Raw genomic sequence first — 13,205 nt, forward strand, 5'->3', positions numbered from 1 at the left:
ACTACCAGTTAGACTTGGGGTCATGCCCGAACTCCCCGAGGTCGAAACCGTCCGCCGCCTGGCCGAGCGTGTCTTGGTGGGACGGCGTCTCGTCCACGTGGAGACGGTCGATGACGACATTGTTTACGAAACGCCTCCGGACGCCGTGCGAGACGCTCTCTCGGGCGCGACGGTCACCGGCACAGGCCGGAAAGGCAAGGTTTTCTGGTGGCACCTTGACCACGGGGCGACGCTTTTCGGCCACCTTGGCATGGCCGGTTGGCTCCGCGAAGTCGGAGACGACGGCAAGCGCCTTGTCTCCCACGGGTCCGCCCCGCTCCAGGACGGGCAGGGAAGACCCCGGTTTCTCAAGCTCTTGGTCGCCCCCGAAAGCGGAAGCGCCCTGGCGCTGACCGATGGTCGGCGTCTGGCCCGGGTCTGGCTAGGCGGAGACCCGTCCGACGACCGTCGTGTCCAGAGCCTCGGGCCGGACGCATGGCTTGAAGAGGTGGACGTCAAGGCGCTCCAATCCAGCAAGGCCGCGGTCAAGACGCTCCTCCTCGACCAGAGTCGGTTCGCCGGGATCGGCAACTGGGTGGCGGACGAAGTCCTCCTTGCCGCCGGAGTCAGCCCCCACCGGACCGGGGACACCTTGACCGACGACGAGTGCCAGCGCATCGCCCATGCGATCAAGGCGGTACTCGACGTCGCCGTCCGGGCTGAGGCAGACCATGACCGATACCCGGCTGACTGGCTGTTCCACGTCCGTTGGGGCGGAGGGCGAGGCCCCACTCATCTCCACGGAGAGGAAGTGCGCCGGGACTCGATCAACGGGAGGACGGCGGCGTGGTTGCCCGCGCGGCAGCACTGACCTTGGTCGTCCTGCTGACCGGCTGCACCGCCCCCGACGCCGGCCAGACCCGACCGGCCCGCCCGACGCTGACCAAGGCCGAGCCCACCAAGGCGGTCAAGCGGGAGTTTGTCCGACCCCGGGTGCGAAAGACGGTCATCCTCGTCTACCACGACATGGTCGCCAAGCGGGACAAGGACTCCCTGTGGTTCGACTGCAGCGTCGCGGAGTTCGAACACCAGTTGGACACGATGGCGAAGAAGGGGGTCACCTTCGTGAGCCTTCAAGAAGTCGAAGACGAGCTCTTCGGTGGCAAGCAGCCCGACGGCCCGCAAGTCGCGATCACCTTTGCCGACAACTACGCCGGGTTCGGCCGGTACGCCTGGATCCCGGTGCGCAAGAGGGGTGTACCGGTGACCTTGTTCGTCCACACGGACTACGTCGGCAACCAAGACGGTCGGCCCAAAATGACTTGGAAGCAGTTGGCCGCCTTTACCCGCGTCCCCACGGTCAAAATCGAGAGCCAGACGTGCAGCCACCCGGAGGACGTCACGAAACTCGACGACACGCGGCTGAAGCACGAGATGACGGACTCGGCCAAGGCGGTCTTCGACCACCTTGGCGTCAAGCCGGCCTACATCGCCTATCCCAACGGCAAATACGACAAGCGGGTCATGGACGCGGCCCGGTCAGCGGGATACCGGCTCGGATTCACCGAGGCCCAAAGGCCGGCCGAGGCGGCCACGGACCCGATGGGCGTCCCCCGCTACGTCCACACGAAATGGCGTGAGGCGCTACGCGACATCGGCGTGGAATGAACGTAGGCAAAAGCCCGGCCCATAGTGTAATGTCCGCAATGCTATGAGGGCCCTTTTCGCCGCCGTGCTTGTCGGTGTCGCCCACGTCGCCATGGCGCAGGACACCGCTCCCGCCACGGACGCCAAGGTCGATGTCGGACAGATCCTGAAGACGCTCACCCCCCGTGAGCTTGGACCGACGACCATGGGAGGTCGGATCAGCGACATTGGCGTGTACGAAAGGGAACCGAGGATCTTCTACGTCGCCACGGCCAGCGGAGGCCTGTGGAAGACGACGAACAGCGGACTCACCTTCGATCCTCTCTTCACCAACGAGGCGGTGGCCGCGATGGGTTGCGTCACCGTGAACCAAGACGACCCGGACGACGTCTGGGTCGGGACGGGGGAGCAAAACAGCCGCAACAGTTCGAGTTGGGGCGGCGGCGTCTACCGTTCTCGGGACGGAGGGAAGACCTGGACTTACCTGGGGCTGAAGGAATCCAAGCACATCAGCCGCATCATCATCGACCCCAAACACCCCGACACCGCCTACGTCGGGGCACTCGGCCATTTGTGGGGCGAGAACGAGGAACGCGGGCTTTACAAGACGACTGACGGGGGCAAGACGTGGACGAAGCTGTTGAACGTCGACAAGCGCACCGGCGTGGTCGACTTGCAGATGGACCCCAAGAACCCCAACAATCTTGTGTGCGCGATGTACGAGCGCATGCGATGGGCATACCGGTTCGCCAGCGGCGGGCCGGGGTCGGCCGTCTACCGTTCGACTGACGCAGGGAAGTCGTGGCACAAAGTCACCAAGGGCTTGCCGACCACGACCATGGGCCGGGTCGGTCTGAGCTATTACCGTAAGAACCCACGCGTCGTCATGGCGGTCGTCGAGGCGGCGGAGAAGGGCGGCGTCTACCGCAGCGAGGACGGCGGCGAGTCTTGGGCGTATATGTCCAACACAAACCCGAGGCCGTTCTACTTCAGCCAGATCCGCATCGACCCCAACAACGACAAGCGGGTCTACATCTGCGGGACGAACTTCCATGTGAGCGACGACATGGGCAAGACGTTCCGCACCGTGCCGATCAGCATCCATGTCGATTTCCACGCTTGCTGGATCGACCCCACTGACAGTAACCACTTCATGGTCGGCGAAGACGGCGGCCTTGGCATCACCCGCGACAAGGGCAAGACCTGGCAACATGCGAACACCATGCGCATCGGCCAGTACTACGGCGTCGCCGTCGACATGCGCAAGCCGTACTACGTGTACGGTGGCCTGCAGGACAATGGTAGTTGGGGCGGGCCGACCCAGACCAGGCGGGGCGTCGTCGGCTTCTACGACTACTTCAACATCGGCGGAGGGGACGGCTTCCACGTGCAGGCCGACCCCGAGGACTGGCGTTGGGTCTATTCCGAAAGCCAAGGTGGCGCAGTCGTGCGCACCAACCTGGAGACAGGCGAGACGCGGTTCATCCGGGCCCGCGTTCCCGGCCTCACCGCCCGGTTCAACTGGAGCACTCCCATCGTCCTTTCTCCCCACAACTCCGCGACGCTATTCGTGGGCGGAAACTATCTGTTCCGGAGCGTCGACCGGGGCGACCACTGGGAGGCGATCAGCCCGGACCTGACCACCAAGGACCCGGAGAAGTTGAAGTCCCGCGCCGGGGTGACGCCGGAGGACACCGGTGCCGAGCGGCACTGCACGATCATCACCGTCAGCGAATCACCCATCAAGCGGGGGTTGATCTGGGTCGGCACCGACGACGGCCTCGTGCAGCTGACCGAAGACGACGGCAAGACGTGGACGGAGGTCAGCAAGTTCATCACCGACTTGCCCAAGTTCACGTGGTGCAGCCGGGTCGTCGCCTCGAAGTACGTGCTCGGCCGAGCCTATGCGACCTTTGACGGGCACCGCAACGACGACTACGCGACGTATGTCTATGTGACCGAGGACTTTGGCAAGACGTGGAAACGGCTGGCAGAAAACCTTGGCCCCGACAACTGCGCCTACGTCATCAAGGAAGGCACGTCAAACCCCTCGCTCCTTGTCCTCGGCACCGAGGTCGGCATGTATGTCTCACTCGACCGCGGGGAGTCTTGGACGAAGTACGGCAAGGACTCCGGTTTCCCGACCGTCCGGGTGGACGACGTGGTCATCCATCCTCGCGAAAAGGACCTCATTGTCGGCACCCACGGGCGGTCCCTCTGGACCGTGCCGTTCGCGCCGCTCGAAGCGTTGAGCCAAGAGAACCTGAAGAAGGACGTTTTCTTGGTCCCGCCGACGACCGCATACATCCTTGGGTTTGTCTCGCCCCCCGAGACCGAGGGGAACAACGTCTGGTACTCGACGAACACCCAACCTTCGACGACCATCTACTATTGGCTGAAGGCGGACACCAAGGACAAGAAGGCAAAAGTCGTCGTCACCGACGCCGCCGGAGAGGTGGTCACGACCCTGAACGGAACAGGCGTGGCCGGATTGAACGCGGTCACGTGGAGGCCGGGCGGCCGGCGAGGAGGCAAGGCCGGTGATTACACCGCCACTTTGACCGCCGACGACAAGACGGCAAAGGTTGCCGTCCACGTCGAAGACGTCAGCCAAACCCTAGGTAAGTAAACTGGGTGCACTCAGGGGAGACTTAGAAGAATTGGGCACAACCCAGCACTTTCGCTAAGTCTCTCCTGGTGAAGATGGTCATACACTGGCCATGACCGGCTGTAACGTGCCGGCAGGACTTTGCGATGAGATATCTTCCCTTGACCAATCGAGCTGCGCTTGTGGCCTCCGCACTTTTTGTGCCCGTCCTCGCGTGTGCGTCGACTACCTTTGACACCACCTATGCCTGGGACAATTCCAGCTCGATCTCTCCATGGGGAGCCCCAAACACGACGGTCTATGGTCAGTCGTTCGTCGCTCCCACCGACAACAAACTCGTGGACTTCACCTTCTATGTGAAGGCCGACCAGGGCGTCTCGATCCAGTACCAGGCCAAGTTGTACTCGTGGGCAGGCAGCCTGCTTGGCGGAGGCGGAGGCGCGGCCACCGCCGAGGTGGCGACCTCGTCATCGGCCACGTACACCGGCGACGGCACCTTCCAAGCCATCACCTTCTATGGGAACAACCTCTTCCTGACGCCAGGCTCCCAATACGTCCTCGCCCTGAGTTGCGCCGATCCGACTGACTACGCCGCCACAACCGGCACGTCTGTATGGGGCCTTGTGTCGGGGCACGTCTCGGGGAACGGGGGCGGCGGCTTCGTCTTCGATAACGCGGGCAACGACCCTAGCTTGATCATCGGCACGTGGGACAACTTCTTTGATGCCGGCGACTTAGCGTGGACGGCCCACTTTGAAAGCGTGCCGGAAGTGAATCCGACGTTCGTCATCGCCGCGCTCGCCGTGGTGCCGCTGGCGTTGCGCCGCTTCAAGTGACCTTACGCTAGAACGGAAGCTGATTCGGCCCGGTCCTCATGACCGGGCCGAACTGACTTTCGGAGATGAAGCAGGGCAGTGCCTCGTTCACCCCGCATTGTCATAATAATGATTATCAGAACTGTTGTGCACACCCGAGAGAACTACTTATTGGTGGCACGACATGCCTGCCGTCAACCTGGCTGTTGGACGCAGGTCTCCTGACTCAGCAGGCCTTCAAGTTTTGCGGCGGCCTTGTCGCAAGCACCCAAGACGCTGTCGACGTCCCAGACCTGCGGGCCCTTCTTCATGCGCCGCCAAACGAGCATGGTCGCGGCCACGCCGCACAACGCCCCGACGACCAACCAGCCGGCCGGCAAACCCTTTGCTTGTTCGGTCTCTTCCATCATTGGATCCCGTTCCGTCCTTGAGGGTGAGGACATTTCACCCTTTCTTGTGACGACATTCTTTGCTTCGGGGTTTCGCCGCTGGAACCTAAGGCCAAGGAGCGCAAATGTCACAACGGTACACTCCCTCCCTTGCTTGACAACCTCACCAAACGCATGGCAGGCATCTTTGCGGCCCTCCGCAAGAAGGGCCGCCTGACCGAAGAGGACGTGACCGCGATGCTCCGTGAGGTGCGTGTCGCCCTCCTTGAGGCCGACGTCAACTTCCAGGTCGCCAAGGACTTTATCAAGTCCGTCAAGGAGAAGGCGGTCGGCGAAGAGGTCTACGGCAGCCTAACCGCCGACCAGACGATCGTCAAGATCGTCCGCGACGAGATCGTCTCCTTGCTTGGTGGCGGTGAGACCCCCATGAACTGGGGCTCGGCCCCTCCCACCGTCATCCTGATGGCCGGCCTGCAGGGCTCGGGCAAGACGACCACCTGCGCCAAGCTGGCCAAGTGGCTGGTCAAGCAAGGCAAGAAGCCCATGATGGCGGCTTGCGACCTGCAACGTCCCGCCGCGGTCAAGCAACTCCAAGTGCTGGGCGAGCAAGTGGAGGTGCCCGTGTTCGGCCCCGCCGACGCTGGCGGCACGACCGACCCCGTCGAAGTGGCGCGAAAGGCGCTTGAGAGGGCGAAGTACCTCTTCCATGATGTCTTGATCCTCGACACCGCGGGCCGGCTCAGCATTGACGAGCCGCTGATGGCCGAACTCGGTCGCGTGTCCCAGGCGACAAGGCCCCACGAGACATTCCTTGTCCTTGACTCCACGACCGGCCAAGAAGCCGTCAACGTCGCTGAGGCTTTCCACAGCAAACTGGCCCTGACCGGGACAGTGTTCACCAAGCTTGACGGCGACGCAAGGGGTGGGGCCGTGCTCAGCGTGCGGGCCACCACGGGTGTTCCCGTGCGGTTTGTGGGCACGGGCGAGCAGACCGACGCACTGGAGGCGTTCTTCCCCGACCGCATGGCGGGCCGCATCATCGGCATGGGTGACGTACTGGGCATTATCGAGCGCGTCGAGACCGCCATGGAAGGCGAGGACGTCCAGAGTTTCGAGGACAAGATGAAGTCGGGCAAGTTCGACTTCAACGACTTCCTGCAGCAAATGAAAATGGTCCGTAAGATGGGCCCACTCAAGAACGTCCTCAAAATGGTGCCCGGACTCGCGGGAGCCGTGCCTGACGACGCTTTGGAGCAGGTCGACGACCGTCAAATGGACTTTCTCGAGGCCATCGTCCTGAGCATGACCCCCCAGGAACGCACAAACCCGGATATACTGAACGGCTCACGGCGCAGACGGATCGCGCGCGGCTCCGGAAGGAGCCCCGAGGAAGTCAACCGCCTGATCGACCAACTCTACATGATGCGTCGCAGCATGAAGCAGTTCAACCAGATGGGGAAACGCTTCAAAAAGCTCGCTAAGCGCCGGTAGAGAAAGCAAGCAGGAGACCGAATTACTCACCGTGGTTAAAATCCGCCTCAAACGACAGGGCAACAAACACCGGCCGTTCTATCGCGTCGTGGTCGGCAAGGCCGACAGCGGACGCGACAGCGCCGCCATCGAGATTTTGGGCACTTACAACCCTCTCACACGACCCTCGACGGTCACCCTCAAGAACGACCGCGCCCTTCATTGGCTCATGAACGGCGCCCAACCCACCGAGACCGTCGCGATCATTCTCAGCCGCGCCGGCGTGTTGGACGAGTTCTTTGCCCAGCGCCCGTCCGCCAAGGCCAACTATAAGTTTCTGGACAAGCGGACTGCCGCGATGAGCCAGCAGTCGGTCGTCTCAGCGACGACGGCTGTCGCTGAACCGGCCCCGGTCGCTGAGGCTGCTCCTGCGGCTGAAGAAGCTCCCGCCACCACCGACGAGGCCCCTGCCGAGGCTGAAGCGTGAGCACCGAACTTGCCCCGCTTGTCGAGCACGTCATTCGGCTCGTCGTGAGCGACCCTGACGCGGTCAGCGTGCGCGAGGCCCGCGACCGGGCCGCGACCATCTTCACCGTCAACGTCGCCCCGAACGACGTCGGCCGCGTCATCGGCAAGGACGGCCGAGTCATCAGCAGCATCCGCCACCTCGTCAGCGCCGCTGGCGCCAAAGCGCGGGTCAAGACGGTCGTCAAAGTGCCGACCGAAAACTGACCGCCATGCGGAACTGTGGGCCAGCCGCCCCGCCCGTCGGCCACGTCACGGTCGGCCAGGTCGTCGGCCCACAGGGACTGCGAGGCGGCTTTCGCGTCGAATGCCTCACGGATTTCCCCGAGCGGTTTGACCGAGGACGCCTTGTCTACATTGACGGGGTGCCGCACAAGGTCAGGTCAGTGGCCTGGCACAAAGGCCAAGCCCGGATCGAGGTCGAGGGTGTCGAATCTGTCGAAGACGCCGAAGCGCTCCGCTGGCACTATCTGACCGTACCCGCCGCCGACCGGCCAGACCTCGATGACGACGAGTATCTCGCCACTGACTTGGTCGGCTTGACTGCAGTCGACCAGAACGGCCGCAGCCTCGGCACCGTCGACGAAGTGGTCCCTTCCCCCGCCCATTCCCTGCTCCTCATCAACGGCACCTTGGTGCCTTCCGTGGCCGCCTTCGTCAAGGAGGTCGATCTGGAAGAACGCCGGATCACGATCAACGTTATCCCTGGACTCTTTGACGACGATGGAGCGGAGGCATGAGCGGTCCGGGTGGGTTCCTCGACGAGATCAAGGTCTCGTTCCAATCCGGCAAGGGCGGAGACGGCTCGGCCAGTTTCCACCGGGAGAAACACGTTCCCCGTGGTGGACCGAACGGCGCCGACGGCGGTCGGGGCGGCGACATCGTCCTCATCGCCGACCGGGGCAAGCGCACCCTGTACGATTTCAAACTGCTCGACCACTACAAGGCCGAAGACGGGGGCGACGCCTATCTCAACAAACACGGCAAGGACGGCCGGTCCATCGAGCTCCGCGTGCCGGTCGGAACCCTGGTTTACGACGAACTGACAGAAGACTTGGTGGTGGACCTGGCCCAAGACGGCCTCCGCTTCGTCCTGTGCAAGGGCGGCAAAGGTGGATTGGGCAACGTCCACTTCACCAACAGCGTGCGCCAGGCGCCCACGTTTGCGCAGAAGGGCGGGCCCAGTGAGATCCTTGAGGCGCGGCTTGAACTCAAGCTCCTCGCCGACGTCGGGCTCGTCGGCCTCCCCAACGCGGGCAAAAGCACCTTGCTCAGTGTCCTCAGCGCCGCCCGGCCGAAGATCGCCGACTACCCCTTCACAACCCTCGTCCCCAATCTGGGTGTCGTCACCGTCGCCGACCACACCTTCGTCATGGCCGACCTCCCCGGACTGATCGAAGGAGCGAGCGAGGGCGTCGGCTTAGGCCACCTGTTCCTCCGCCACGCAGAGCGGAACCGGGTGCTTCTTCACGTCGTCGACGTCTTCCCTGTCGATGGTTCCGACCCCACGAACAACTTCCGGCTCATCGAGGACGAACTCCTGAAGTACAGCCCGGACCTTGCCGCCCTGCCCCGCATCGTCGCACTCAACAAGACGGACCTGATCCCGGCCGAGGACACGGTCGCCCTACAGGCCGACTTCGAGCGAAGAGGCCACGAAGTCTTCCCTGTCTCCGCTGCGACGGGCAAGGGCCTTGAGCCGCTCAAGCATGCGTTGTGGCGGGTGGTCGAGCAGTCGCTCAACGATCTAAGCGGGACAGTGGTCTCGCCTGTCCTGGTCCCCAAGCAGGACGAGGGCTCATGGGAAGCGACGCTCGTCGACGGCACGTACGTTCTCTCCGGCAAGAGGCTCGAACGCATGGTTGCGATGACCGACCTCGACAACAACGAGGCGGTCATGTACTTGCACCGCAGACTCCAGCGGATGGGGGTCATCGAACGCCTGCGCGAACTGGGTGCGGACGACGGGGACAACGTCCGCGTCGGCGACTTCGAATTCACCTACAAGGACTAAACCATGAGATTCGGTGTTTTTGGCGGTTCGTTTGACCCTCCCCACCTCGGGCACCTGGCGGTGGCCCAAGCCGCAATCGAAGCACTGCACCTCGATGAGGTGATCTTTGTCCCCGCCAGCCGGAACCCGTTCAAGCCTCGTGGCGAGGCAAGCCCTGAGCAGCGGTTGGAAATGACCAGGCTTATGGTCGAAGGGATAGACATGATGAGCGTCAGCGACGTCGAGACCAGCCGTGGCGGGCCAAGCTACATGGTCGACACGATCACCGAACTGACGACCGTCTTGCCCGGACATGCCTGGCTCCTCCTCGGAGCCGACGCCGTGGCCCACTTCCCCGAGTGGAAGCGACCCGAACGCATCGTCAAGATGGTCCGGCTCGGCGTTGTGGGGCGGCCGCCCGACGAGGCGGCCCGGGCGATCTTCCGGTTACCCGGACAGTTCCAAGAATGTTGCGACGCGATCCCGATGAAGCCGAACACGATCAGTTCTTCCCGAGTCAGAGAATCGATCGCGCGCGGTCACAGCGCGGAAATGTGGCTCGACCCCAAAGTGTGGGAATATGTCTGTGAACGTGGAATCTACAAAACCCAAGAAGGTCAGTAAGAAAGGCCTGGACAGCGCGGCCCGTGCGGCGCTGATCGCCGAGTTCGCCGACGACATGAAGGCGCAGAACATCCAGACCCTGGACGTGAAGGCAAAGACGTCGGTGGCTGACTACTTCGTCGTCTGCACAGGCACGAGCGACACCCACGTGAACGCCATTGCGGACAAGGTGGCCGAGAAACTCCGTGACGTGGGGATCAAACCGATGCGCGCCAACATCGGCCGTCAAGCGGACGGTTGGGTGCTCTACGACTTCGGCGACGTCGTGTTCCACGTCATGCTCGAAGAAAAGAGGCAGTTCTACGATCTGGAGGCCTATTGGAACGAGATGAAGCCCAACCCGGACCTGATGTGACGCCGACGTCTCCCCAGGCAACCGAGGAAGCGGAACGACTCCTCCGCCAAGCCAACCTGGCACGGCTCAGGGGTGACAACCCGACCGCCGACAAGTTGCTCCAAGAGGCCATGACGGTCGCGCCAGGTTCGGCAGTGGTACTGGAGGCCGTCGGAGACGATTACGTCCACCGGAAGCAGTGGCGAAAGGCGTATGAGGCCTTTGAGGCGGCACACCGCGCCGACCCGACAAGCGTCTCTGCCGAGCGCAAGTTTGGCGAGATGGTCCTCAAGGTGAAACTGGCTGTCGACCCCTTCGCCGCCTCGCCAACCGATGTCGGGACAATGGCCAGCGGAAAGGCCGCCATGCTCCTGTCCGTGTTCTTGCCCGGCGTCGGCCAAATGGTCTTGGGTAAGTACACCAAGGGCGGGGTCATGTTGGGTGGCTGGGTCCTGGGATGGTTGGGTTTTCTCGCGGACCCGTCCGGTTTCAAGGGCCTGATGACTCTTCTTGGAATGGCCAAGGGGACGACTCCTGGCCCTCTGGCATTGCCGGCCCTAGCCCTGGCCGCCGGATTCCACCTGTGGTCGATGTTCGACGCGGTGGCCACGAGCAAAGGTCTCACGCCACGGGAGAAGATCGAACACCCGACTCCCCCGGTCGACAAGCCGTTCTGAGAGGAGGCGGGTGCCCAGTCACCAGGGCACCCGCCTATGAATGTCAAAGGATCCGCCGGACCTTTTCGAGGACGTCCTTCACGTCGGGGATGCACTCAAGTTCGAGGACCCGGGCGTACGGCATGGGGACGTTCAGGCCGCCGACGCGCAGGACCGGGGCGTCGAGGTCGTCAAAGCAGTCTTCGCTGATCCGCTGGGCGATCTCGGCCCCAAACCCGCCGCTGCGCCAATCCTCATAGACGACCACGGCGCGGTGGGTCTTGACGACGGAGTGGTTGATCGTCTCCATGTCGAGAGGGAGCAGCGACCTGACGTCGACGACTTCGGCAGAGACTCCCTCTTGAGCCAGTGCGTCGGCCACCGCCAAGTTGACCTGCGTCATCCGGGAGTACCCGACCAGTGAAATGTCCGAACCCTCGCGCAGGATGTTGGCCTTACCGAACGGCACGGAGAAGTCTTTGTCGTCCGGGATCGAACCCTTCAGAGTGTACAGGCCCGGGTTCTCGGTGAAGATGACCGGGTTGTCGTCCCAGATCGCCGCTTTCAGCATGCCGTAGGCGTCTTCGACCGTCGCGGGCGCGACGACCTTAAGGCCGGGGCAGTGGGCGTACCAACCCTCCATGGAGTGGCTGTGTTGGGCAGACAACTGCTTGGCCGCGCCTCCTGGCCCGCGGACGACCATCGGCACCTTGGCCTGGCCCCCCGTCATGTAGTGGATCTTGGCCGCGTGGTTGATGATCTGGTCGAGGGCGAGGATCGAAAACGACATCGTCATCATCTCGACGATCGGCCGGAGCCCGGTCATCGCCGCACCGATCGCGATGCCCGTGAAGCCAGGCTCGACGATGGGTGTGTCGATGACGCGCTTCTCACCATACTTCGGCCACAAGCCCTTGGTCACCTTGAACGTGCCTTCATAGCGGCCGATGTCCTCGCCGATGACAAAGACGTCCGGGTTCCGGGTCATCTCTTCGTCGATGCACGAGTGGATCGCGTCGCGGAACGTTGTCTCAAGCAAAGTCGCCGTCGCCATCTTAGTGCCCCTTCTCCGGTTCCATGTCAGTGTAAACGTGGCTGTAGACTTCCTCCGGTTCTGGGAACGGCGAAGCGTCGGCCTCCTCGTAAATCTTCTCTACCTTCTCGCGCAGTTCCTCTTCGATCGCCTCCAACTTCTCGTCGGTGGCGATCTTCTTGTCGATGAGGTACTTGCGGAGCCGCGCGATCGGGTCGCGCTTCATATTCTCCTCTTCCTCGTCCTTCGTCCGGTAGAGCTGGCGGTCGTTGTCGGCGGCGCCGTGCCCCGCAAACCGGTAGTTCATGACTTCGACCAGGTACGGCCTCTGGTTCTTGCGCACCCACTCCACGATCCGCTTGGCGTCGTCGAGCACGGTAAAAATGTCCATGCCGTCGACCCGCTCGCTCTGGATACCGAACGGTTCACCACGCTTGTAGAGGTGGGTGTCGCTGGCGTGGTACTCCAAGCGGGTGCCCATCGCGAACTCGTTGTTCTCGATGACAAAGATGACGGGGAGGTCCCACAGCGAGGCCATGTTCAGGGCCTCGAAGAAGACACCGGCGTTCGAGGCTCCGTCGCCCAGGTAGCAGACGGCGACCCGGTCTTCCCCACGGTACTTGGCGGCAAAGGCGAGTCCGGCGCCCATCGCGACGTGACCGCCGACGATGCCCCACCCACCATAGAAACCGCGCTCGATGTCGTAGATGTGCATCGAGCCGCCCTTGCCATGGCTGTAACCGCCTGAACGGCCCATGACCTCCGCCATGACCTTGACCGGGTCGCTGCCCATGATCAGGGGCTGGGCGTGGTCGCGGTACGCGGTGATCACGTAGTCGTAGCCAGGTCGCAGGGCTGCGTTCCAGCCGACGGCGGTCGCCTCCATGCCGATGTAGACGTGCATGTAGCCCCCGACCTTGCCCTGCCGGTAGGCGAAGTTGCATTTGTCTTCAAACCGGCGGATGAAGACCATCTGCCGATAGAACTCTTCGAGTTGCGCAGGAGTCTGCGACTGCTCAAGTTTCGCGCTTTTTGCCACGATGGAACATTCCTCAATGCCGGCCTCAGCGACCGAAGCATGCCGACTCCTCGACGATGAGGGAGCGGCGGCAATGATTCTACCTGGGCTTCC

The 13,205-nt window shown here is 63.0% G+C and carries 15 protein-coding genes; 12 read left to right on the plus strand and 3 right to left on the minus strand.

What is annotated here, in order from left to right:
• Nucleotides 1-22 precede the first annotated feature (22 nt).
• From KF857_06945 to KF857_06960, 4 genes are all read left to right on the plus strand, one after another.
• Nucleotides 23-850, plus strand: coding sequence for a hypothetical protein (locus tag KF857_06945; protein ID MBX3111730.1), 828 nt, complete (start codon nucleotides 23-25; stop codon nucleotides 848-850).
• Entirely contained in the window at nucleotides 826-1,647 is an 822-nt protein-coding gene (locus KF857_06950) for a polysaccharide deacetylase family protein (GenBank protein MBX3111731.1), read from the plus strand. The genes KF857_06945 and KF857_06950 overlap by 25 nt, the downstream gene beginning before the upstream one ends.
• Nucleotides 1,648-1,690: 43 nt before the next feature.
• On the plus strand, nucleotides 1,691-4,255 hold the full coding sequence (locus tag KF857_06955; protein MBX3111732.1) for a hypothetical protein: 2,565 nt from the start codon (nucleotides 1,691-1,693) through the stop codon (nucleotides 4,253-4,255).
• 161 nt (nucleotides 4,256-4,416) lie between these two features.
• Nucleotides 4,417-5,070, plus strand: a complete 654-nt coding sequence (locus KF857_06960) for a hypothetical protein (protein MBX3111733.1) — start codon at nucleotides 4,417-4,419, stop codon at nucleotides 5,068-5,070.
• Nucleotides 5,071-5,243: 173 nt separating this feature from the next.
• Here KF857_06960 and KF857_06965 read toward each other — a convergent pair whose 3' ends face one another.
• A complete protein-coding gene (locus KF857_06965) occupies nucleotides 5,244-5,459 on the minus strand; it encodes a hypothetical protein (GenBank protein ID MBX3111734.1) in 216 nt (71 codons plus the stop codon).
• A gap of 129 nt (nucleotides 5,460-5,588) precedes the next feature.
• Between KF857_06965 and ffh the strand changes: the two genes are divergently transcribed.
• The 8 genes from ffh to KF857_07005 are packed head-to-tail and all read left to right on the plus strand — an operon-like array spanning nucleotide 5,589 to nucleotide 11,061.
• Nucleotides 5,589-6,929, plus strand: coding sequence for a signal recognition particle protein (gene ffh / locus KF857_06970; GenBank protein ID MBX3111735.1), 1,341 nt, complete (start codon nucleotides 5,589-5,591; stop codon nucleotides 6,927-6,929).
• 31 nt (nucleotides 6,930-6,960) lie between these two features.
• Complete coding sequence (gene rpsP, locus KF857_06975) at nucleotides 6,961-7,395, plus strand: 30S ribosomal protein S16 (GenBank protein ID MBX3111736.1); 435 nt, start codon at nucleotides 6,961-6,963, stop codon at nucleotides 7,393-7,395.
• Nucleotides 7,392-7,640, plus strand: coding sequence for a KH domain-containing protein (locus KF857_06980; GenBank protein ID MBX3111737.1), 249 nt, complete (start codon nucleotides 7,392-7,394; stop codon nucleotides 7,638-7,640). The genes rpsP and KF857_06980 overlap by 4 nt, the downstream gene beginning before the upstream one ends.
• Before the next feature lie 5 nt (nucleotides 7,641-7,645).
• Nucleotides 7,646-8,173 carry a 16S rRNA processing protein RimM gene (rimM, locus tag KF857_06985; protein MBX3111738.1) on the plus strand — a complete coding sequence of 176 codons (528 nt, stop codon included), beginning with the start codon at nucleotides 7,646-7,648 and terminating at the stop codon, nucleotides 8,171-8,173.
• Nucleotides 8,170-9,447 carry a GTPase ObgE gene (obgE, locus tag KF857_06990; GenBank protein MBX3111739.1) on the plus strand — a complete coding sequence of 426 codons (1,278 nt, stop codon included), beginning with the start codon at nucleotides 8,170-8,172 and terminating at the stop codon, nucleotides 9,445-9,447. Before rimM ends, obgE begins: the two co-directional genes overlap by 4 nt.
• A gap of 3 nt (nucleotides 9,448-9,450) precedes the next feature.
• Entirely contained in the window at nucleotides 9,451-10,050 is a 600-nt protein-coding gene (gene nadD, locus KF857_06995) for a nicotinate (nicotinamide) nucleotide adenylyltransferase (GenBank protein MBX3111740.1), read from the plus strand.
• Nucleotides 10,013-10,405 carry a ribosome silencing factor gene (gene rsfS / locus KF857_07000; GenBank protein MBX3111741.1) on the plus strand — a complete coding sequence of 131 codons (393 nt, stop codon included), beginning with the start codon at nucleotides 10,013-10,015 and terminating at the stop codon, nucleotides 10,403-10,405. Before nadD ends, rsfS begins: the two co-directional genes overlap by 38 nt.
• Nucleotides 10,402-11,061, plus strand: a complete 660-nt coding sequence (locus KF857_07005) for a hypothetical protein (protein ID MBX3111742.1) — start codon at nucleotides 10,402-10,404, stop codon at nucleotides 11,059-11,061. The genes rsfS and KF857_07005 overlap by 4 nt, the downstream gene beginning before the upstream one ends.
• Before the next feature lie 43 nt (nucleotides 11,062-11,104).
• Here KF857_07005 and KF857_07010 read toward each other — a convergent pair whose 3' ends face one another.
• Nucleotides 11,105-12,094, minus strand: coding sequence for an alpha-ketoacid dehydrogenase subunit beta (locus KF857_07010; protein ID MBX3111743.1), 990 nt, complete (start codon nucleotides 12,092-12,094; stop codon nucleotides 11,105-11,107).
• Nucleotide 12,095: 1 nt separating this feature from the next.
• A complete protein-coding gene (gene pdhA / locus KF857_07015) occupies nucleotides 12,096-13,112 on the minus strand; it encodes a pyruvate dehydrogenase (acetyl-transferring) E1 component subunit alpha (GenBank protein ID MBX3111744.1) in 1,017 nt (338 codons plus the stop codon).
• Nucleotides 13,113-13,205 lie beyond the last annotated feature (93 nt).

The sequence above is a fragment of the Fimbriimonadaceae bacterium genome, assembly GCA_019638795.1.
GTDB lineage: Bacteria > Armatimonadota > Fimbriimonadia > Fimbriimonadales > Fimbriimonadaceae > JAHBTB01.